We start from the raw sequence: 21,015 nt of genomic DNA on the forward strand, positions 1-21,015 counted from the left end.
GTGCAGTCGACGCGGACGTCAGAGCACGGGGGGCTTTGCATAGGGGAGGAGTCCATATACGGACCTTATGGAATAGCGTCAGCTGCGTGATTCTTGCCACGCGCCAAGCCACGATGCGAAGTCCGGATGATTTTCCCGAGCCAAGCGCACCAACGCCAACGGATCGCTCGGTGCCGATATCCCAAAGCAGTCAGCAAGCCAGGACCGAAATTCACTCAGCCTGCCGGCAGGAGTGCCAGCTTCCGACACTTCTCCCCAGCTAATCTCAAACCCCAATTCGTGGGCGCCGATACCCAATAGCGCCATAAAGTCTCGCAAGTCATTAGCAATGACTCCGCAGTCGGTCCCCTCTGACCCAAGGAACACAACGGGTGCCGTGGCCAAGGAGCGCCCTTCATAGAGCCATAGCGCGTATAGCGATCCGTCAGGCCCATGCCCGAAAACAGCAAACTGCTCAGATGCATTCCGATCACCGCCGAACCATGCGGGGTTCCCGAACGCCCAAGTATCAAGCTCAAAGTAGCCGCTATACCACTCGCGTTTCTGGCTCTGGAATTCCAGTAGCGCCTGCAAAAGATCAGGAATAGCAGCGCCAACTGGAAAGTTACGGTGGAAGTCAGCCTCTGTCATAGCTCCTCTCTTGAGCTGGTCTACTGGCGTGTCGTTGAAGCGTCCGCTCTGGGTCGGAAGCAGACCTTAACCGATCTGCTGAAGGGTCTTCCAACCGACTAAAAGAACTACGAACGCGACGAAGGCGGAGGCGCTGGCCATAAGCAACTTGCGCGACAGGCTCCCTAGCTCCCGCAAATCAGGCTCGGGGAGATCCCTGTAGCGCTTCGCCTCCAGGTACTTCATCTTCGATGGGAGGATGGGCCCGTACCTTGTGCCGATCATCGGCGGCGGAAACGCTTCACCTAGCTCTGGGTGCCGAGCGATCAGTCGCTCGAAAAACCGGTCGGAAACGATCTTAGTGGCTACCGCAAGCCCAAATGCGGAGAGACCCGCGACGACAGCGAACGACACCATGAGCGCTGATTGCATGGAATATGGCCTCAATATCGCTGCAGTAGGGTCCGCTTCATGCCCTGAGCCGTTCCGTCAACTATCAGACGAAGCCAGGCCGGCGAGCAAGGGCGAGCCGCGGCGCTGCAAGGCCCTAAGGTAGCGCGACTCGTCGTAGGGCGTGTGGGACAGCCAGCAGCGATGCAGGATGCGGATCCACTTGAAGGCGAGCGCACGGACGGCCACCTGGTGCGGGCTGCCCTTGGCGCGCTGCTGGCGATAGAAGGCGCCGGCCCAGAAGGACTTGTTGATGGTTTGTGCCGCCCATTCCACGAAGGTCTGCCGGACGAAGGTCGGGCACTGCCACCGCCAGTGCACCCAGCTCTTCTTGCCGCTGCGCTCAGTCACCGGTGCCACGCCGGAATACTGTTGCAGTTGCTCGGCGGTGGCGAAGCATTCGCGTTGGTCACCGAAGGCGGTCAGCAGGCGCGGTGTCAAGATCGGTCCACTGCCGGGCAAGGCTTCGAAGAGCGCGTAATCCGGAAGCGTGGGAGCGAGCACCGCGATCGCCTGATCGAAGCGATCGATGGCGCGCAGTGTCACCTGCAACTGTTCGACCAGCGCCTCAGCAAGTAGCTGATGCGTGGTAATCACGGCTGGATCTCCGGTCAACGGCATGGCCGCGTGTATCGCCTGCACGCGGTCGGCAATGACCGTGGCAAAACGGACGTTGTGCCCACGGAAGAACGCCTCGAGCGTGGCCTTGCGCGCCCGCTGGGCCTGCTTGAGCGTGGGCCAACGCAGCAAGAAATCCAAGAACACCACGGTATCGTGCTGCTCAAACCAGTCCAGGAGTTGCGGGTAATACTTCTTGAGCGTGTGGCTCAGGCGATTGATCAGGCGTTTCTTGTCGTCGACCAGCAACCGTCGTTGCTCCACGAGGAAGCTCAACGTACGCATGGCCACACTCTGCGGCTTCAACGGTGTGAAGCGGCGCGGATAACGCCGCATGAGTTCCAGGGCGAGCTGCGCATCGGTCGGATCGTCCTTGGCCCGGCTGGGTTTGAACGCCTTGCGATACGTAGCCAGCAAGCTGGCATCGATCGGAAACAGCACGATGAAATCGTACTTCTGCAAGGCGTACACCACCGGTCCCTTGGTCAGCTCCAGGGCGATGGCGATGCGCCCGCCGAAGCGCTGATGCAGCGCCAGCGCCCACGCATCGATGGCGTCGGGCTGATGGGCGAACGTGCCGAACTCATACGCATCGCTATCGGCCGACTGCAGGCAGACGTCGTGCTTCGCATCGGCCCAATCCAGCCCCACGAACACCGTGAAATCGTCATCCCGATGGGTGCGCATACCTCACCTCGCAGCGTGATCACAAAACGCGACCTGCGTGCTCAAGCTCGGCGAAGCCAATATAGCGAGCCGATTGCTCGGCGAGCCCTGAGTATTCGTTGAGGAGCTCAAGCGCACCGGCCGGCTCGAAACCAAAGCGGCGAACATCGGATGTTTGGGTCGAAATATTCGTAGCCGACCGGTGCAAGTCCCGCTCTCACTACCAGCGATCTGGCAGTAGCGACATGGTCACGGAGAACGGGGCGGAATACCTTTATTGGGTCGAAAGCGGACCTCCGCCTGAGGTAGGAACAAGGCTCATTGCAAGCGGGCGGTGCCTGTTATGACTTCAGCGATGTCAAGCGGGGTTACCAGATTTTCGCCTGCTTGTCGCCAGATCGAACCATCGCGTCGCCCGGCTTGCACTGGAAAGCGCGAGCAAAGGCGTCCATGTTGGATGGTGCGCCGATGGCACGCAGCGAGTCGGGCGGATGAGGATCCGTGTTGAGCCTCACTAGCTCCTCCTTGTCACGTACGCTACCACGCCACAGGCGGGCCCAACTCAGGAAGAAGCGCTGGTCCTGGGTGTAGCCGCCGATCTTCTCCCCAGCCGGGCGAGGGTTTTGTTTAAGCGCTTGTTGTAGTGCGTCGTAGGCTACGCTCAGGCCACCAAGGTCGGCTGTGTTCTCGCCGAGAGTCAGCCTGCCATTGACGTGTGCATCAGGTACGTTCTTGATCGGCGCGTAGTCGTTAAACTGCTGCACCAGTCTGTCAGCGCGGATTTCGAACTTCTGGCGATCATCCTTCGTCCACCAATTGGCGAGGTTGCCGTCGCCGTCGAACTGACTGCCTTTGTCGTCGAAGCCGTGGCTAGCTTCATGGCCGATCAGCGCACCGATGGCGCCGTAGTTGATGGCATCGTCGCCGTTGGGATAGAAAAACGGTGGCTGCAAGATCGCGGCAGCAAAGGTGATGGTGTTGCTCGACGAGAAGTAAACGGCGTTGACAGTCTGCGGCGTCATGCTCCATTCCTGACGATCGGTCGCCTTACCGATCTTGTGCAGGTCATATTGGTAGTTGAACTTGGCCGCGGCCATCACGTCGCCGTAGTAGTCACCCTGCTTGATGTCCAGGCCAGACCAGTCACGCCACTTGTCCGGGTAGCCGATCCTCGGCAGGAAGTTCTTCCACTTCGCGATGGCTTTGGCCTTGGTTTCGTCGCTCATCCAATCAACGTTCTGGATGCGGACCTTCAGCGCGTCGAGGACGTGGGCGACCAGCTCCTGGGCACGCCGCTTCGACTCCGGGCTGGAATACCTTGGCGACGTACAACTGGCCTAGCGCTTCGCCCATGGAATCGTTCACTCCGCCGAGCACGCGCTTCCAGCGCGGCTCCTTCTCCGGCTGACCAGTGAGCGTTTTGCCGTAGAACTCGAACCAGTTGTCCTGAAACGCTTTGCTGAGAAATGGCGACGCGTTGTGGATCACGTGGAAGCGCAGGTACGACTGCCACTGGTCGATCGGCGCGCTGGCTAGCAGCCTGTCGACCTCGGCCATGAACTTCGGTTGCGACAGGGAGAAACCCTTGTCGACTGTGACTCCCTGGGCCTTCATGAAGTCTTCCCAGCGGAGATGGGGGGTGATCTTGTCAGCCTCTCGCACACTCACGAAGTGGTAGATGTTTTCCGGATTTCGCCGTTCTACGGGCGTTAGCGAGACACGGGCAAGCTCTGTTTCGAACGCGAGTACCTGGTGAGCCTGCTTGTTCGCATCGGCCCCGGACACGCCGGTCAGCTGCAGCGCCTTCGCAATGTGCTCAAGGTAGGCGTCGCGGATGTCCTTGTACTTAGGGTCGAAGTAGTAGTCCTTGGTCGGCAAACCCAGGCCCGCTTCCTCCGTGTATGCGATTTGCATCTTCGCGTTTTTGAAATCAGCGAACGGACCGAAGTCAAAGACTTCCATGTCGCCATCGGCGAAGCTCTTCGTTAAATACGCAACGACATCCTGAGTGCGCTTGATGGATGCTATTGCGTCCAGTTTGGGTTTGATGGGCGTAAAGCCTGCCCGCTCAATTGCAGCGGTGTCCATGCCTGCGGCATAAAGGTAGCCAATCTGCTGTTCGATCGACCCGCTTTCTGCCGTGGAACTGTTTTTCGCGGCAGCTTCGACAATGTCGCGCTGTGTGTTCAGGCTATCTTCTGAGAGTTTGTCCCACGTACCCCAGCGAGTCTGGTCTTTCGGAATGGGGTTGGCCGCAAGCCAATTAGCATTCACGAAGCCATTAAGGTCACTGCACGGCAGCGTTTTGCTATCGAGTTCACTGATGTCGAACACGAGCGAGGACGTGGAGCTGGTCGTGGCGGTGGTCGTGGCACCGGTAGCGCCAGCAGCGAGCGCGAGAACAAGGATCATCGACACCATGGACGACCTCCAAAAGTTACTGGTACGCGCCGTACATAGGGAAGACCAGTCTCCGCCACACGTCTGGTCAGGGGGCAAATCGTCACAGTGGCCAAAGCGGAGGTTGGCTTGTACGTACTTCCTGGGCGCAACGTTATTCTTGAGGACCTCTAGCTGCCGCCTTACCTACTTTCGGTCGCTCTTGCTCCGTCGTTGACCTGCCGATGCGGGCGGTACGCTAGCTGCTGCGGTGGTATCGGCCAAGAGCGCCTGGAATTGTGGATCGCCCCGCAAGGGATCCCAGACCGGGTCGATCCGAAGCAGGGCGGGCGTCAATTCGCTGCCGACCGGCATGGTCAACAAGCGGCCGATCAGGGCGATGGCTTTTTCAGACTGGCCGCTCCGGACGTAGACCTCCGCCAGGTGCACCAGCATATCCGGTCCAGTTAGGGCATCCCTCGTGACTGGGACCAGGGCGGCAGCACGCTCACCTTCGGCGACTGCCTCGGGCCTCCGACCAAGGCCGGCATAGGCATACGCCAGGGCGAGATGCAGGTTCGCATCGTCCGGACGGTCTGCAAGGGCAGCGCATGCGCGCGTCGCCACCTCCCCATACATCGTAGTTGCCGTGGCTTTGTCTCCCGCCGCCTCCAGCGCCCACGCCACAACCAGGCGTCGCGGCTCAATCACGCCATCCTGGTCGTACCAGTCCTCATCCTTATCCTCCTCGGCTGCCCTTGCCGCGCCGGCATAATCACGCGCCAACCACCGCTCGTAATTTACGAAACCGAGATGCCGGTTGTTGTAATCGGTGCCAGGTGTGCCCGCGGCGAGCGCGACGCGTAGCGGCGCGAGATCGCCCTTCCACAACATCGCATTGAGGGCTGGTCCAAAGCGCCAGTAGGGCGCATTGCTGTTGCCAAGCGCAATGGCGGCCGCATAGGCCCGATCGGCTTCAGCGTAACGACGTAGGTCCTGGTAGGTGTCCCCGAGTTCGGTCAACGCAAGACCATTGCGCGGATCAAGTACCGCGGCCGCGTGAAATAGCGCCAGTGCCTCATCCCAGCGTCCCTGTCGCCGCGCGATCCAGGCAATTGTGATTACGATCGTGCCGCTGTTGGGCATTGCCAACCTGGCCAGCTCCAACTCGGTCATGGCTGCGGCGTAGTCCCGATGACCCCAATAGTGATATAGCGCCAGAGCGTAGTGGCCTTCGCCTAGATTGGGCTGCAGCGCCAAGGCACGGTCGGCTTCAGCCTTCGCCTCAACGAGTCGTGCATTCGAGCGATCTTCACCAAGGTGGTACTCGGACATGTTGGCGCGGGCGAGCGCGGCCCAAGCCAGCGCGAAGTCGGGGTCCAAGGCCACCGCCCGCTGATACAGCGAAATCGCTACATCCAGGTCGTTGTCTACCGACGCATTTCGAAGGTCGTAGGCACGGTTCGCATGGGGGGCGGCCTGCAGGTACAGATCGTAGGCGGTGGCGTTGCGAGTCGGAACCCGTGCGATACGCGCGGCCTCGGCCGACGTCAGCTGCACCTTCAGCGCCTCGGCCACGTTTTCGGCGACCTCACCTTCCACATTCAACACGTCGTCCAGCGTGCGCGTGTAGTCCTGCGCCCAAAGGTGACCGCCGCCGTAGGGGTCAACCAACTGCACGTTGACCAGCACCCGGTTGCCAGCCTTTTGTACTGTGCCCTCGAGCAACGTCGCCACGCCCAATTGGCCCGCTATGGCTTTTGTGTCTTGCGGATGACTTGGGTACTTCTCCGTCGACGTACGGGAAATGACCTTGACGCCCCCAATTCCTACCAGCTTGGTCAGGATCATGTCCTGTATGCCGCTGGCGAAATAGGCGTTGTTCTGATCGGCACTCAGATTCTCGAACGGCAATACCGCGATGGACCTAGCCTCAACCACCGAAGCTCCGTCCGTAAAGCGACGGGCGTATTGCTGCCAACCGAGCAGTCCGGCCGCTACGGCCAGCAGACCCACGATTACGCCTACGACCCGCCTGTCCACTCGACGATTCGTGCCTGGCTGCAACGGCATGGCCGTAGTCGCTGCCGTTGGGGCAAGCGGCGCCGAGACATCGATGGTGACAGCTGGTGAACCGGCACCGTCCATGGACGTCAACAGCCCATCGACCATCAATTCCTCGCGGGACGCGGCGGAGCGAACCTTGGCATCGAGCCGAAAGCCGATGCCATGCACGGTATGCAAATAGTGGCTGACTTCGCCGGTCTCACCGAGCGCATGACGCAGCACCGCAATGATCCGACTGAGGACACCAGGTGTCACATGGGAATGTCCCCACACCGAGTCGAGAATCTCGTCACGGCTCCAGGCACGTCCGGGCTCGCTCGCGAGAAGGACGAGCACGGCAAAAGCCTTGCGCTCGAGCGCTTTCTCCTCGCCATCGACGAACAATCGATGACCTAGGGTGTCAATCTCGACCCTATCGAACGCCAGCCACGAAGCAGAGGCTGACTCGGCAGCCATTGGTTCGCCCTCTCGCGCCGCCGTTGTCCCCCTGTGCGTTGAGACTACTCCCTACCTGTGGCGGCACTCGGCATGGCGTCCGTGAAGATCCTGTTATCGAGCACCCACTAACCATTGCCAACCGCTCATTCCCTACGCCCACCTGACAGGGCGAAGTCTGAAAGACGCTCTGTGCAAACCTCTCAAGGTTTTCGCACAAAGATCTCAAGCCTCCGGCGCGGCAAAAGCCTAGGGTCACGCTTCATGTACGGGCATCACCATAGGGGGGCACACCATGAGGCGCTTAATGAGTTCTATGGTCGTTGCCATCCCCTGGGTGGTTATCGCCACCAGCGGCCTAACCATCGGTACCCCGCCGACCATTTTCGACTGGCAGCCAAGTGCGAAGCTCGACTACGCCAGCGTGCCGGGCGAGAACCACGAGTCCTTTGTGCAGCGCCTGGAAGAGAAGCTCAAGGCTTGGGCGGGCCAAACCGGTAGGGGCGTCTGTGGCCCGCTCGCGCGGACTAACGAAAGCGGCTACTGCGCGCAGTAGGCAGCCCCGAGCTCGCAGCTAGTCACTTCCGCTCTGTGCTGATGCACGACGGACTGACCAATGCGGGCCGGGAGTTTCATGCGCGCTTGCAGCGCCACCGCTGAAGCGTAGCCGTGACCCTTCGGGAGAGGGCCATGTCGGGCATGGCGGGTGAATTGGCAGTGGTCTGCTCCGCGGCTCAGCGGGCCCCATCAGTACTCGCATAGCTGCGTCCACTTCACTTTAAACCGGTGAATCGGTACTTCGAACCCTTCTTCTGGTAAGTGACGACCTTGATGTCCGCCTTGCCAGAGATTGCCCTGCAGTGGCTGGCTTTCGGCTCTCCGGGCAGTACTAGGTAGCGCTTCACCGCTAGCCCGAGCAGCTCCTTGATGCACTCCCCGTGAATGACCAACTGACCGACCCCTGTGTACACATCCGTCGGCCGAGTGGACGTCTTCACCTCGAACAGGTTGACCTTGGACTTTGCGACAATGGCTAGATCGATGGCCTGCGCCTTCTGGCTACTGCCCTCGCTTCGCAGTGAGTGCTCTAGGTCCCGGACCACCGCACCGTGCTCGACGGTGCGCTTGCCGCCTCCATGCCCTTTTGTGCGCCCTTCGCCAGAATACTCATCGAAGTATCCCCGCAGCTTCAGTAGGCGCTCAGCGGGTGGTCCAGGCTTCTGGTCGCGTGCATCTTTCCCGCTTGCCCCGCCCGAGCCACCAGGACGGGCAATGACGGCTCCGCCTGATTGTGCCCCTCGCGTGGGCTGGCTCTGCCCATCTCCATGGAGTTCTTCACCCAGTCGGGTTGCGACCTCTCGGGCCTCCTCAGCGAACTCCCATAGTCGGTCGGCAAGTTCAGGGTCTTTCAACCCGGCGATAAGGATAACCCTCGAGGTCTTGCCGTTATCAGCAGCCTCGACGGTAGAAGCTGCGAACTCGCGGAAGACCTTGTTCTTCGGAAGCCCTGCATTGCCCTTTGTCAGCTTGCCGCGATGCGCCACGAAGACGTCGCCACTGCCATCCTTGACAAAGGCGCCGGCCATGCGCCGGTTATAGGTGCCAGCCGGGAAATTCAACTGGACGGTAATCTCAATCCACTTCGTACTTCCAGGGTCTGCGGAAAGCACTAAATTCAGCAGTTTGTCCGACTCGATGCGCGGAGACCAGGCTCGGACGCCGCTGCCAGCCGGTGCCTCGAAGTACACCGTGCCGGTGCGGTGACCAGCTGGTGAGGTTATCTCGCGGCTCTCCTTGTGTCGGAGGATCCCGCGCAATTGCTTCGCAAGTTGCTTGTTCAGTCGCGAGATTTCGGCGACGTCTGTGATCACCTCAAAGGCTTCGTCCATCGTTGTTTTCCTTGCTGCTTTGGTTCGCTTGGCGTCCGTCTTGCCGGTCCGAGGCAGATTGGGGTTAACACCACAAAGGACGAGGACTTTCGGTTGAGCGACCGCATCCAGGGCCCAAATTCGCTAGTACGTAGGTCCGCTTCCGGTCGGAAGCGGACGCTTGAAAGCTGCCACCAACCTAGGGTTGCTCTCGCGGCGACAGCAGCAATGCGGCTGGCCACGTCTGAGTCCTTGCCCCCGAAGCCGCCGAACTCCTGAGGCTACACTTCGTGATGCGCAACCCTCAGGAGGTGCAGCGCCAACTCTGGCACCGTTGCGAACGATAGCTTCGCCTTGGGGGCCGCTAACGTGAGTGTGGCCCCCGTAGCTGCCGATTGGTCGAGTGACGGAAGGAAGTCCGCGTGGTGCCAGAAGTAGAACGTCTTGAATTCGCGGTTGGCGGCGACCCAAAACTCGGGCTTGTAGGCACCGCCGCCGCTCGAACGCCACGCGGCCAGCTGGCTCTGCATCAGCATGGCGCGGTTTCCGTCGAGAACCTTCGCTTCAATGCGGATCGGAAGCGTCGCCCCCACGAGCGTGAACCACATGTCAGGAATGTCTGCGTCCACGAAGTGGCCTGCCTTCACCGCCGATGTGGCCGCCTGCCCGTCTAGGCTGAGATAGAGGTCATGTGACGTGTCTATGAAGGGTGCCAAGTAGCGGTAGATCTCCGCAACGAGTCGATGTTCTTGTTTCACGCGGACTCCCTCAATGTCTCCAATGTTTTTTTCATTGCTCGCCTTGGGTCGGTGGCGGGCCTTATGAGACCGAGCTAATCCGACTCATCGAGCAAAATTGATCGGACCACTTTGTACTCTTCTAGCCGCGCATAGTCTCGCTCTGTTGGTTCTGCGATTCGCGATAAATCCATGTTCTCAGCGTTGTCGGCAAGCTTTACCAAGCGCGCAATCGGATCTTGTTTAGCACGTCGTGCTGCATCGGCCCTGGGTTCTCCCTGGCGCTTCGTCAGCGCATCGACTGCAGATATCACCTCCTCAGGAAATCCCTCTGCCTTGAGAAGCTCCAACGTCACGCCTGAGTCCTCTACAACATCGTGGAGGACTGCAACAATCCTCTCCGCAAGCGAGTTCATTCGAAACATCACACGAAGTGGATGCAGGATATAGGGTTGCCCGGCCTTATCGACTTGCCCCGCATGGGCCTCAGCCGCAATTGCAATCGCACGCTCAAGAGTCGCCATATGTCCCTCTGCCAACATTTAGTTCAAGCTTCCCGGAGGCACGTCAGTTTGATTCTTCGGCCGATGGCCACAGCTTCATCCTTCGACCATCCGCGAGAAAAATGCTTCACTTCGATGCGGAATCGGCCAATTCCTCTTTCCTTGAGGTACTTCTGTGCCTCGTTACCGTGCACGAGGATCACTTCTGGGTCGATCCATTTCATTAACAGGTGAAACGGCGCGGTGCTCTTGGCCTCTGACGTCAGGTCCTTCGCCTGTTCGGTCGGAAACGCATAGATGTTGGTCTCGAGGATGGGGACGGGCGCCGCCTCCTGAATGATCCAGTTCATCACTCGTCGGCTGTTGCTCACGGCCGGACGGCTCTGCTTGCCAGGACGTAACGGTCGACGTTGCCGCTCCGTCTTGTAGTTGGCAAACCAGGTATCTCTGTCGAACCCATGTCCCGGTCGCCAAAAGTCCCAGAAGTCGGCATCTAAGGAAGTTGCAGGGTTGAATCCGACGATGATTGCTTTGCACTCCAGCGGAGAGCCATCGCAGACGAATGGACGAACGCCAGATGGCTGACCGATCTGAAACCTAAGTTCTGCTTCGAATTCGTCGAGCTTGGTCATACTCCATCCCTCGTGCCTAAGGCGCTCTTACTTTGGCATGCCTGTATTTATAGGCGTGGAAAAGGCTCTAACCATCCCGGTGCGCATCCGGGACCGATGGAAGGCACATGGGACCAGACACTGCCCCTAAAAGCTTGCATGGAGGCTGGGAAAGTGTCCGTATGGGGCGGTTGCAGATCTTGGGAACACTTTGTTTCTGCTATGCCGCTGTTTGGCATTCGCGGAATGCTCCTCCTCGTTCCACAGCTAAGTCATGGCATCAGGCGGTTGGCAAATGCTGACACGGCAAAGCTGCATGCTGTCATAAAGCCAATTATGGCGATGGTCATCGCTGCGTAAGCATTTAACCCTTGAATCTTGGAGCTTGGAGAGGGGCCAAAGCGATTTGCGTCCTTGTCCCCCGCTGAAAGGGCACAAACAAAAGTAAGTGCAAGGATCCCCACAATTGGAATCGCCGCGGCCAAGACTAATAGGCCAGATCCATTCATGTCGTGCAGTCGCTTCACATAGGTCGCAGTGATCGCCCACAAGAATGGGAGAGGCGAAATCGCGAGGAGCTGTTCTCCTGCACCGGCGGGCAAATGGAGGGATGGCACAAGAATAGCTGCTGGGAATCCGCTAAAGATTCCGGCCATGCTTAGAAGCACAACCCAAACCAAAAAGACCTTTCGCCCCATGCGGCCTTTGACCGAGAGGATTCCGCCCGCACCAAATAGAAAAATGGTCTCCACGATCGGTTTCTTTTGGGTAGGCGAGCTTTCATCGATTGCCTCGGGGCGAGTGACTGGATCGCGGTGTTCGGCGGCGGTGGCTGACACTACCGCCGAGACGAGGTCGCGATCCTTGTCGTCGCCATAATCACGTGAACCGGCAGAAATCAGAAATCTGTTGTCAATCCTTCTAAGAAATGATGTCCCTGCAAAAAAGCCTGCGACCAGACCTGCTGCGGCTCCTATTCCAGCCAATAAGTGCATCTCGTGGACATTGGCAATGTAGGAAAGAATCTCTGCCAGGAAGTAGGCGACTAGAGCACAACTTATCGCCGCGACCGGAGTGACTGACCTTCTCCTGACCAGCCAAAAGTACGCCAAGACACCGGCGTAACTCACCAAAAGTGAAGGTATCGGGGTGAGCGGCCGTGATGAAACGATGAGCCAGCGGGGAAGCGTGGACTCGTTATCGGCTTCATCTTGTGAAATTGCCTTTGACCCAAACTTCAGCTCGCACGCGTAGACGATGTTTTGCGCACTTACGTTTGGCTTGGTGTATTTGAGTATGCAATCTGCGTAGGTATGTGGTGTGTTAAGCCACCATAAGCCGAGGATGACTAGGCATACAAACGCAACGGCGACTACTCCCTTTATGTTGACCTTCATGCACGATCCCCCGATGCAACGTTGCGAAGGAAATATGTGACTTGGAGTAAATTGCAAAGCGGAATTTGTGCGTCAACCTGCCAAGGAAAAATGAAGTGCGACGTCAGCCTGACGCTGGTAGCCGCTGCCTACTAGCCGGCGGTCCAGACACTTGAAATAACACCGCAGGTGATACCGGAAATTTGAGCCAAGCCAGCGGGCGCGGCGACCGCGACAACGGCTTGATCGGATGGCTGAATAGGCTGCTGCCCCCTTAATTGGCGGGGACATCTTAAAACCGACGGGCAGCAGCCGGCACTCTCCCGAAGGAGGGGGATGGCGAAGCTTACCTTGACCTGTCGTAGGTCATCAGTGATGTCCGCTGTGGGTCGGAAGCGAACGCCTAGTCGCGCGTTCTCTTTGAAAGTCTACTGGCCACGCCCCTGCCAGCGACAGACGCGACCACGCAAAGTACTGCGCCGTTCCGCAACCAGTCCAAAAGATCAGACTGCTTCCAAGTCACATAGAACACGCGATCGTGATCTTGCATCGGAACTGCATGTCCGGTCGCTGGGTCAGGTGACGTCGGCCCTTTGGCGAAACCACCGAATACGGCAATCGAGAGCAGGCCAGCAAAGATCCCAGCAAGTCCAAGTGCTTGCGACGTGAAGTCCGTAATCTTCAAGAATCTGTCGCGATCCAAAGCCATCCACTGTCCCCTAAGGATGTCCGCTCCGGGTCGGAAGCGGACCTAACTATGCACCATTACGGATTGAGCTGAACGGACTTAGCCACGACTGCGCCGTGCCGATAGAGCGTCAGATCAACGCGTCGCCCGGCATTAGCGTCAAGCATGGCGGAGTAGCCAGCGACGCCGGCGACTGGCTTGCCGTCCATGGTCAAGATGATGTCCCCCGCCAAAATATCTGCGTCAAAGGCTGGGCTTCCGTTCATTACCGCAACAACAGTCACGCCGTGATTGGATTGGAGTTCTTGCTGCAGCGATGGGGCCAGGTTAAGCACTACCGCGCCAAGGCGGGTTTTGGTCTTCACGAAGTAAACCGCTAGGTAATCAAAGCGGTCTACATGCATGGGGATGTAGTTTGTTTGCGTGCCGTAGGTTGTGGTCTGGCTCGTTCCAAACGCCGTCGCCGAGCCGCCCGACCCATAGGCCGTGGCCGTGCCGCTGCTGAAGGACGTTGATGACGTGGGAGTCACCACCGGAATCACGGCGGAGCGTGTGCCGGTGTAGGCGGGGTTGGACACGACCACCAGGTCGGCGCCTACTTTGCGGCCCTGTTCCAAGGCGCCTTGGTCTGACTGGCCGCCCCCGGCGTTGAACGAAGAGTAGCCAATCACGGTGTAACTCTGCGCTTGATACGCTTGAACCAACGCTTCGCCGGCCAGCCCGGTATGGTCAAGGATCGGCTGGGCGGGCGCAGGTCCAACGCGATGCGCTGCAAGATATTCAGGCGTGACGTTTGTGTTGGGGTAGTAAAACTTGTTGTAGCCCGTGGTGCAGCCGGCCAAGCACAGAGCGGCAGCCATCGTCAGTAGACGCTTCATCCTTATCCCCCTGATTAAGTGAGTCCCCCGACCCATGGTAAGGCCGCCGGCTCGCGCGCGGCATCAACCGAATGGCCGGCCCTAACCCCTGCCGTCCCTCAAAACAACAAAGCATGGCAACCTGTAGGGGTCGCCCGGCCTGGTGCCCCCGGCAAGGGAAGAAGGGGGCGCCCGGACTTCCAGTTCTATCCGGGCGCCAAGTGCGACGGGCGCGGTCTAAGGTCTGCCTTGGGTCGGAAGCGGACCCTACGACCGGCCTCACGCCCCCAAGCCAATCATACTGATGACCGGATCCCTCAGGGACCACATCTGCTTTCCTCAGCGAAGGACGGCCAAAAGCGTGCATTCCTGGCCAGCCGCACCGCCCGCGACGCTGCTCCCTACCGGCTAATGGGTGTCGTCGCCAGGTCGTTGCGCTGTGCGCTGAGGTACGACTGAAACATGATCGTGAGCTGCTTCTCAGCTTCTCTGCCATTGGCGGTCGACAAGACCCGTGGACAGAAAGCCGGCACGGTACCGTAGATAGCTGCAGTCATGGTCTGAGCAACGACATGCGGATCACTTGGACGATCGTCGCCTGCGGCACATAGCATTGCCTCGATCGCCATCTCACTACGGTGCGCCGCCATCTCGGCCAAAGGCCGGGAACCAAGCTCCATCGCAACAAGGTAGAGTGCAGGAGAGATCTCCGATTGAGCCATCTTCGCCTTTAGATAGGCCTTCACGACGGCCGCTGCCATCATGTCTGCCGTGACGTTCTGATTGTCGCGACACGCATTCTCTATGGCGTCGACCAGCATCCCCAGGTGCCGCTCTAGTGTTGCGAAGAGCAAGGCCTGCTTGTTTGGGAAGTACTGGTACAGCGTACCTATCGAGACGCCCGCCCTACGGGCCACCCGAGTGGTGTTTAGGTGATCTGGCCCATCACTCAGCAAAACCTGAGCGGTCGCCTCGAAAATGGCGTTTACGGTCGCGATGGACCTGCCCTGCCGCGGCAATTTTCGAGGGTTTAGCGGTGGTGAAGAGCCAGTTCCCATAAGCGAATACTACATCTCGAAAACACCCCACATCTTAAGTCTACCGCTGCCTCTCCCGCCTCCGGCTGGTTCGTTTGCGCGGTACCCAAAATTTACGACTCAGGAGACAGATATGGGCAAGCTGGATGGAAAGATCGCCGTCATTACCGGGGGAAGCGCAGGGATGGGCCTGGCGACCGCCAAGCTATTTGTGCAGGAAGGTGCAACGGTGGTCATCACCGGTCGCGACGAGGCGGCGCTCGATGCAGCCAGGCTAAGAATCGGCCACGGCGTGGATGCCGTACGCTGTGACAACGCGAAGCTTTCGGATGTCGAAGCGCTTAGGGTCCATGTCGATGCGAAATACGGCCGCGTGGACATCATCTTTGCTAATGCCGGTGGCGGGCGGCCAGCCTTGTTCGAACACACGTCGGAGGAGGACTTCGACTTCATGATCAGCACGAACTTTAAGGGGGCCTTCTTCACCGTGCAGAAACTCCTGCCGCTTATGGCCACTGGCAGCTCAGTGATCTTCACGACCTCCACGCTAGGAACGCAGGGACGCCCCTACGTAGCCGTCTATTCGGCAGCCAAGGCGGCCCTACGCTCGCTTGCACGCTCACTCACCGTGGAGCTTTCTGACCGGGGCATCCGTGTAAACGCCCTGGCCCCTGGTTACATCGATACGGATCAAGCCCGAAAAGCGGGTATGAGCGAGGAGATGATCGAACAGACCAAGGCGCAGATCCATCCGCAAATTCCGATGCGCCGCAGCGGTACCGTCGACGAGATTGCACGTGCCGCGTTGTTTCTTGCTTCGTCCGATTCGTCGTATGTGACGGGGACCGAATTGAGCATCGACGGCGGCTGGGCTCAGGTATAACCATGTGCGCCGGCGCTCCCTCCCGAGCGTCGGCGTCGAACTGTCCGCTTCGGGTCGGTAGCGGACCTAACCATGACCGTAAAATCGCTTAAGAAAGGGGTCAGAGTGCTTTTCCAACGCCCCCTTTTTCGCTTGAAAGCACCCTGCCCCCTATTTAACACCGATCAAAGGGAAGCGTCGGGATCGACTCGCTGCAGGAGCTCATTACGCGCGGCGTCACGGTCGACGTAGGAGTGCGTATCCGCGCCGATGGCCTGGCGCAGCAGGCCGCCGTCCCGGTTCGCCACAGCCGGCCAATGCGGCAGGCCCGGGCCGTTGGGATTACCGGTCTTGATGAAGTTGGCGAAGTAGCCTTCCATCACAGCCGACACACGCAGGTCGGTGGCAGTCCATGCGTAACCCGGGTTGCCGTCGAGATTGCCCAACGCGTACTCGATCTCGCCGCTGTGCACGGCACCGGCGTCCGGACCTGCACTGCCGTCACGCCTGGCCGGGCGTGGCTGCTCGAAATGGTAGTAGTACACCGGCCCATCGCCCTTCTCGTATTGCAGGTGCATCCAGCGCCAAGAGGGGAAGCCCATGAAGCGGTCTCCAGCCAATGCGGTCGCGGAGGTCTGCACCTCGGCCTCGTTGCGGCCCGGATAAACTCGCAAGACCTCGTCAGCGTTCGTGCCGAACTCCTGCTGCACGGCGGCGCGGTAATTCCCTGGCGTGGGCGCCTTGTCGTCGAACAGCCCCTTCCAGTCGCCCTCCTGCGAATTGGACCCCACCAGCAACGGGATGTGCGCCTGCGTGCCAGCCTCGTAGATGGCTGTGGGCGAGCGCGGTAGGAGCTCGCCATCGATCGTGAGCCCAAACTTGGTCACACCTTCGTCACCACAGGCCTTGAGCAGCACATCCGCCTTCATCGCGCGCAGATCCGCCAACGAATGCGCGCCTACATGCTGCATGTAGGCTTCGCCTTGCCGCTCGGCCGATGTCCGCAGCGCAGGCTGGCGTTGGCCGAACACCCCGCCGCTCTCGCCAATAGCGCGTTGCATGAGCCCCTTCGACAGCGGCGAAGCCATCAAGGCCGAGACTGACATCGAGCCAGCCGACTCGCCGCCGATCGTGACCTGCTGTGGATCACCGCCAAACGCCGCGATGTTGCGCTGTACCCAGCGCAGCGCGGCCACCTGATCGAGTAGGCCATAGTTGCCAGTGGCGTGTGCCGGCGACTCCGCCGCCAATGCAGGCAAGGCGAGAAAGCCAAAAACGTCCAGCCGATAGTTCACGGTAACCGTCACGATGCCGTGTCGCGCCAGGCTGGCACCGTCGTAGCGCGCCTCGGAACTGTCGCCAGTGATAAAGGCGCCGCCGTAGAAATACACCAGCACTGGCAGCTTGCCGTTGCCAGCGTGTGCTGGCTTCCACACGTTAAGGTAGAGGCAGTCTTCACTCATGCCATCAGAGTGGAACACCTGGTCGCTGTATACCGGACGCTGCATGCAGCGTGGGCCGAAATGCTCCGCCGTGCGCACGCCTTTCCATGCGGCAGTTGGCTGCGGAGGCTTCCAGCGCTGCGCGCCGACGGGTGGCGCGGCGTAGGGAATGCCCTTGAACTCATCCAGGCCAGCCCGTGCATCACGGACACCCGACACGCTTCCGGTGTCGGCCCTCACTATCGGCCCAGCCTCGTCAGCAGCGGCCGACGAAGCAGGCAGCACTAGAGCCAGGGCTAGGAGATACCGGTACGAATGCGGAAAAGTCGTACGCATGAAGTGCTGCCTCGGCCAGGGAATTCAGGGGGGGCACAGCGCACTTTTCCGGCCGCAACGTCGGCAAGGTCCCATAATAGGTCGGAAGCGGACAGTTCTCTCTGCCAGCTCCCGACAAATCTACATAGAGTCCGGGCTTCTCTTCGCCGTGGCCGGCATGGCTCCGGTCTCGGCAGCCGCGGCCCGAACACCAGGCAAGAGTAGTTGTACCCAACCGACCCCGAGCAGGTACGACACCGACGCCCAGCCAAGGAGCGGCGCGTAGCCATAGCCGTGATCGAAGGCCCAACCGGCAATCTGCATCATCACCATACCCGCGATGTTTCCGCTGAATGCGGCAATCGCCACGACGGTTGCAACGCGGCTGGGTGCGGTGACGTCGGATGCCAGCGCGAAGACATTCACTGAGAAGAATTGGTGACCCACAAGGGTCAGCCCCAGGATCGCCGCCGCAACCCAGTAGCCGCTTGCCCAGGGTGCGAACCAAACGGGAGTCACCAGGACAGCCCCAGCGAGCAGGAGCGATTTCCGCGTCACGTTGAGGCTGACACCGGCCGCCAGCAGCCGGTTCGAGGCAAGCCCGGCGAGCACGGCGCCGATGCCGGAGGCTGCATAGATCAACGCAAGCGGCGGGCCGTAGGCTCGCATGGGCAAATGGAATACGCGGTGGAAGAGATCCGGCGTCCAATAGAGGAGCAGCCACCAGACGTTGTCTGACAGAACCCTCGCGCCAGCAACCGCCCAGGTGCCACGGTCAGCGAGTACTTCTTTGAGCCGCGGCCGCGCCGCCGGCTGAGCCGTTTCGGCCGGTTGCGCGGTCTCGGCAACATCCGCTCGCAGCGCAAACCAGGCGATAACCCACACGAACCCAAGCCCGCCCGTGAGCAGAAAAGCCTTGGCCCATCCGATCTCCAGGGCGATCAGCGGAATCACCAGCGGGGTGATGATTGCGCCGACATTGCTTGATGCATTGATGACGCCGTAGGCCATCGCCCTGACCGCATTGGGGAACAGCGCGGCCACTGTCTTGACCGCAGTCGGCGAAGCCATGGCCTCTGTGGCACCAAGCGCCGCCCGGGCCAGGGTGAACTGCCCAACGGTGCGCGCGACGGCGTGACTGGCCGCAGCGAGGCTCCAGAGTCCGACCGCCAAGGGATTGGCGCGCCGCCAGCCGATGCGATCGACCAACCAGCCGGTTCCCAGGAACGCGAAGGCCGAGGCGAATTGGAACGCAGAGGTCAACTGGCCGTAGTCAAGGTCGCTCCACCCGAGGTCGTCCTGCAACATCGGCTTTAGCACGGCGATGATCTGGCGATCAGCGTAGTTGAGCACGACCCCGACGCAGATCAGGCCAAGCACGAGCCCGCGCCTGCCTGCCCAGAGGGGAACGCTGCTTCCCAGCTCTCCAGCCTGCCTGCCAGAGAAATCCAGCCCAGCGCGTCGTTTCATGCCGCCCCCAGCGGATGACCTGGTAGGAGCCTAAGTGCTTTACCGAACGTCTGCATGGGGTCGGAAGCGGACACCCAAAGATTGCTTACATATCTAGTCGACCGCAACTCGCTGTTCCGCTAAACCACCCTATCCGCCTGGCGTGCGCGCTATATAGTGGCGATTCCGACGATTCTGGGTGGGGGCTCGATGATCCGTCTGGCTGCTGTTCTCGTGTTGATCTTCTCAATGGGGGCTGGCTCGGCCGTCGCGGCCCACCCAGACTATGATGTGGTGATCCGCGGCGGGACCGTCTACGACGGCTCGGGTGGCCGCCCATTCGTTGCCGACGTGGCGGTCAAAGGCGACCGCATCGCCGAGATTGCCCCGCATATCAGCGGCCACGGACAGACCGAAGTCGACGCTCGCGGCAAAGCAGTCTCGCCCGGCTTCATCAACATGCTGGCCCACCCCGAAGAGAGCCTGCTCGTCGATGGCCGAGGCCTTTCCGACCTCGTCCAGGGCGTGACGCTTGAAGTGATGGGCGAAGATTCGATGGGGCCCCTGACTCCGGAGATGAAGAAGCACGGCGAGCAGCGCCAAGTCGACATCAAGTACCCGATCACCTGGACGACGCTTGGCGAGTACCTCGACACCCTCCAGAGGAAAGGAATTTCCCCCAACGTCGCCTCCTTCGTAGGCGCAGGCACCGTACGTACCAATCTTCTGGGCGAAGCCAACGTGCAGCCGACGGCCGAACAGCTCGGCAGGATGCAGGCATTGGTCAAGCAGGCGATGGAGGAGGGCGCACTGGGGCTGACCGATGCCCTGATCTATGCGCCCAACACCTACGCCAAGACTCCCGAACTGATCGCTCTCGCGAAGGTTTCGGCTCAGTGCGGTGGCATGTACATTTCCCACATCCGCGACGAGAGCGCAGGGCTTCTGGGAGCCATCCAGGAGTCCATCGACATTGCCAGCGCCTCGGGCGCACCGGCCGAGATCTACCACTTCAAGCAGGCCGGCAAGGACAACTGGGGCAAGCTCGACGGCGCCCTCGGGCTCATCGAGTCAGCCCGTGCGCGCGGCGTGCGCATCACGGCCGACATGTACACCTATCCGGCCGCGTCCACAGGCCTTGACGCCGCCATGCCTTCTTGGGTGCAGGACGGCGGCCTCGAAAAATGGGTCGAGCGGCTGAAGGATCCACAGATCCGAGCCCGAGTGGCCGCCGAGATGCGCGACCCGCATCCGACTTGGGACAACGCCTTGCATAACGCCGGCGCGCAAGGGGTGCTGTTTCTCAACTTCAAGACCGACCGGCTGAAGCCCCTGATTGGAAGGACGCTCGCTGATGTGGCCCGCGAGCGCGGCAAGAGCCCGGAGGAGACGGCCATGGACCTCGTAATGGAGGATGGCACGCGCGTCGATGTCGCCTATTTCGAGATGAGCGAAGCCAATCTTCGGCGCGAGGTCGCCCTTCCCTGGATGAGCTTCGACTCCGACGAGGGAGCCCCTGCCCCGGAGGGCGTATTCCTCAAGTCAGCCGTGCACCCGCGCGCCTACGGAAGTTTCGCCAGATTGCTTGGCAAGTACGTCCGCGAGAACCGCGATTTGACACTGCAGGAGGCGGTCCGCCGCCTGACGAGCTTCCCGGCCGAGACCCTGTCGTTATCTGATCGAGGCCGGTTGAAGGCGGGCTACTACGCCGACGTGGTGGTGTTCGACCCGAACACCATCGCCGACCGGGCCACCTTTGCCAAGCCGCATCAGCTCGCGGTTGGCGTAAAGGATGTGCTGATCAACGGCGGCTTCGCGCTGAAGGACGGCAAGGCCACTGGCATCCCCACCGGTCGCGTCGTACGCGGCCGTGCCTGGACAGGCACTCAGGGCGGCGGCTGCCGTGCCTCGCCGTCCGAATGGTCCTGGGCTAAATGACTCTGGCCTCTGACGGGCGGACGAGTTTCGTCCATGCGGCCAAACCTCAGGGACCCTCCCCTACCCTCGATAACTGTCCCTAATCGCCGACTGGCTAGGCTCGCGAGC

Annotated in this window: 16 protein-coding genes and 2 pseudogenes; 3 read left to right on the forward strand and 15 right to left on the reverse strand. The window is 60.4% G+C overall.

All coding sequences use genetic code 11. The features are described 5' to 3' along the window. Positions 1-78: 78 nt before the first annotated feature. The 5 genes and pseudogenes from DVT68_RS00005 to DVT68_RS00025 form a co-directional block, all read right to left on the reverse strand. A complete protein-coding gene (locus tag DVT68_RS00005) occupies positions 79-630 on the reverse strand; it encodes a hypothetical protein (protein WP_114823030.1) in 552 nt (183 codons plus the stop codon). A gap of 66 nt (positions 631-696) precedes the next feature. Continuing rightward, positions 697-1,041, reverse strand: coding sequence for a hypothetical protein (locus DVT68_RS00010; RefSeq protein ID WP_114823031.1), 345 nt, complete (start codon positions 1,039-1,041; stop codon positions 697-699). 57 nt (positions 1,042-1,098) lie between these two features. Next, positions 1,099-2,364, reverse strand: coding sequence for an IS110 family RNA-guided transposase (locus DVT68_RS00015; RefSeq protein WP_114823032.1), 1,266 nt, complete (start codon positions 2,362-2,364; stop codon positions 1,099-1,101). 347 nt (positions 2,365-2,711) lie between these two features. Then, a pseudogene (locus tag DVT68_RS00020) lies at positions 2,712-4,764 on the reverse strand (M13 family metallopeptidase). Positions 4,765-4,929: 165 nt separating this feature from the next. Next, a complete protein-coding gene (locus DVT68_RS00025; RefSeq protein WP_114823033.1) occupies positions 4,930-7,245 on the reverse strand; it encodes a winged helix-turn-helix domain-containing protein in 2,316 nt (771 codons plus the stop codon). A 286-nt stretch (positions 7,246-7,531) separates the two neighbouring features. On the opposite strand from DVT68_RS00025, the gene DVT68_RS00030 reads away from it, so the two are divergent. Next, positions 7,532-7,780: a hypothetical protein gene (locus DVT68_RS00030; RefSeq protein ID WP_147281637.1), complete on the forward strand. Its 249-nt coding sequence runs from the start codon at positions 7,532-7,534 to the stop codon at positions 7,778-7,780. 217 nt (positions 7,781-7,997) lie between these two features. Here DVT68_RS00030 and DVT68_RS00035 read toward each other — a convergent pair whose 3' ends face one another. From DVT68_RS00035 to DVT68_RS20845, 8 genes and pseudogenes are all read right to left on the reverse strand, one after another. Further along, positions 7,998-9,113, reverse strand: a complete 1,116-nt coding sequence (locus DVT68_RS00035; protein WP_114823035.1) for a hypothetical protein — start codon at positions 9,111-9,113, stop codon at positions 7,998-8,000. 260 nt (positions 9,114-9,373) lie between these two features. Further along, positions 9,374-9,850 carry a hypothetical protein gene (locus DVT68_RS00040; RefSeq protein ID WP_114823036.1) on the reverse strand — a complete coding sequence of 159 codons (477 nt, stop codon included), beginning with the start codon at positions 9,848-9,850 and terminating at the stop codon, positions 9,374-9,376. Between the two features lie 74 nt (positions 9,851-9,924). Then, positions 9,925-10,353 carry an HD domain-containing protein gene (locus tag DVT68_RS00045; RefSeq protein WP_114824311.1) on the reverse strand — a complete coding sequence of 143 codons (429 nt, stop codon included), beginning with the start codon at positions 10,351-10,353 and terminating at the stop codon, positions 9,925-9,927. 23 nt (positions 10,354-10,376) lie between these two features. After that, entirely contained in the window at positions 10,377-10,964 is a 588-nt protein-coding gene (locus DVT68_RS20215; RefSeq protein ID WP_147281638.1) for a hypothetical protein, read from the reverse strand. A 251-nt stretch (positions 10,965-11,215) separates the two neighbouring features. Continuing rightward, complete coding sequence (locus DVT68_RS00055) at positions 11,216-12,340, reverse strand: DUF805 domain-containing protein (protein ID WP_114823038.1); 1,125 nt, start codon at positions 12,338-12,340, stop codon at positions 11,216-11,218. 744 nt (positions 12,341-13,084) lie between these two features. Next, on the reverse strand, positions 13,085-13,885 hold the full coding sequence (locus DVT68_RS00060; RefSeq protein WP_158543420.1) for a PDZ domain-containing protein: 801 nt from the start codon (positions 13,883-13,885) through the stop codon (positions 13,085-13,087). 380 nt (positions 13,886-14,265) lie between these two features. Continuing rightward, entirely contained in the window at positions 14,266-14,685 is a 420-nt protein-coding gene (locus tag DVT68_RS20610; RefSeq protein WP_233523296.1) for a hypothetical protein, read from the reverse strand. A 33-nt stretch (positions 14,686-14,718) separates the two neighbouring features. Continuing rightward, positions 14,719-14,922 (reverse strand): annotated as a pseudogene (locus tag DVT68_RS20845) (TetR/AcrR family transcriptional regulator); the annotation flags it as partial. Between the two features lie 112 nt (positions 14,923-15,034). Between DVT68_RS20845 and DVT68_RS00070 the strand changes: the two are divergent. Next, positions 15,035-15,784: an SDR family oxidoreductase gene (locus tag DVT68_RS00070; RefSeq protein WP_114823041.1), complete on the forward strand. Its 750-nt coding sequence runs from the start codon at positions 15,035-15,037 to the stop codon at positions 15,782-15,784. A gap of 164 nt (positions 15,785-15,948) precedes the next feature. Here the strand turns inward: DVT68_RS00070 and DVT68_RS00075 are convergent, their stop codons facing one another. Together DVT68_RS00075 and DVT68_RS00080 are read right to left on the reverse strand one after the other, a co-directional pair. Beyond that, a complete protein-coding gene (locus tag DVT68_RS00075) occupies positions 15,949-17,541 on the reverse strand; it encodes a carboxylesterase/lipase family protein (protein WP_114823042.1) in 1,593 nt (530 codons plus the stop codon). A gap of 120 nt (positions 17,542-17,661) precedes the next feature. Then, the gene (locus DVT68_RS00080; RefSeq protein WP_114823043.1) at positions 17,662-18,990 is read right to left on the reverse strand and encodes an MFS transporter; all 1,329 of its coding nucleotides are present in this window, start codon (positions 18,988-18,990) and stop codon (positions 17,662-17,664) included. Positions 18,991-19,179: 189 nt separating this feature from the next. Here DVT68_RS00080 and DVT68_RS00085 point away from each other — a divergent pair, with 189 nt between their 5' ends. Beyond that, complete coding sequence (locus DVT68_RS00085) at positions 19,180-20,907, forward strand: N-acyl-D-amino-acid deacylase family protein (protein WP_114823044.1); 1,728 nt, start codon at positions 19,180-19,182, stop codon at positions 20,905-20,907. Positions 20,908-21,015 lie beyond the last annotated feature (108 nt).

It is taken from the genome of Dyella solisilvae (assembly GCF_003351225.1).
Taxonomy (GTDB): Bacteria; Pseudomonadota; Gammaproteobacteria; order Xanthomonadales; family Rhodanobacteraceae; genus Dyella; species Dyella solisilvae.

What these genes read in the sequence shown, in the direction of transcription:
- DVT68_RS00005 (WP_114823030.1), bottom strand. Translation starts at nt 630, where the DNA reads ATGACAGAGGCTGACTTCCACCGTAACTTTCCAGTTGGCGCTGCTATT.
- DVT68_RS00010 (WP_114823031.1), bottom strand. Translation starts at nt 1,041, where the DNA reads ATGCAATCAGCGCTCATGGTGTCGTTCGCTGTCGTCGCGGGTCTCTCC.
- DVT68_RS00015 (WP_114823032.1), bottom strand. Translation starts at nt 2,364, where the DNA reads ATGCGCACCCATCGGGATGACGATTTCACGGTGTTCGTGGGGCTGGAT.
- DVT68_RS00025 (WP_114823033.1), bottom strand. Translation starts at nt 7,245, where the DNA reads ATGGCTGCCGAGTCAGCCTCTGCTTCGTGGCTGGCGTTCGATAGGGTC.
- DVT68_RS00030 (WP_147281637.1), top strand. Translation starts at nt 7,532, where the DNA reads ATGAGTTCTATGGTCGTTGCCATCCCCTGGGTGGTTATCGCCACCAGC.
- DVT68_RS00035 (WP_114823035.1), bottom strand. Translation starts at nt 9,113, where the DNA reads ATGGACGAAGCCTTTGAGGTGATCACAGACGTCGCCGAAATCTCGCGA.
- DVT68_RS00045 (WP_114824311.1), bottom strand. Translation starts at nt 10,353, where the DNA reads ATGGCGACTCTTGAGCGTGCGATTGCAATTGCGGCTGAGGCCCATGCG.
- DVT68_RS20215 (WP_147281638.1), bottom strand. Translation starts at nt 10,964, where the DNA reads ATGACCAAGCTCGACGAATTCGAAGCAGAACTTAGGTTTCAGATCGGT.
- DVT68_RS00055 (WP_114823038.1), bottom strand. Translation starts at nt 12,340, where the DNA reads ATGAAGGTCAACATAAAGGGAGTAGTCGCCGTTGCGTTTGTATGCCTA.
- DVT68_RS00060 (WP_158543420.1), bottom strand. Translation starts at nt 13,885, where the DNA reads ATGAAGCGTCTACTGACGATGGCTGCCGCTCTGTGCTTGGCCGGCTGC.
- DVT68_RS20610 (WP_233523296.1), bottom strand. Translation starts at nt 14,685, where the DNA reads ATGCTGGTCGACGCCATAGAGAATGCGTGTCGCGACAATCAGAACGTC.
- DVT68_RS00070 (WP_114823041.1), top strand. Translation starts at nt 15,035, where the DNA reads ATGGGCAAGCTGGATGGAAAGATCGCCGTCATTACCGGGGGAAGCGCA.
- DVT68_RS00075 (WP_114823042.1), bottom strand. Translation starts at nt 17,541, where the DNA reads ATGCGTACGACTTTTCCGCATTCGTACCGGTATCTCCTAGCCCTGGCT.
- DVT68_RS00080 (WP_114823043.1), bottom strand. Translation starts at nt 18,990, where the DNA reads ATGAAACGACGCGCTGGGCTGGATTTCTCTGGCAGGCAGGCTGGAGAG.
- DVT68_RS00085 (WP_114823044.1), top strand. Translation starts at nt 19,180, where the DNA reads ATGATCCGTCTGGCTGCTGTTCTCGTGTTGATCTTCTCAATGGGGGCT.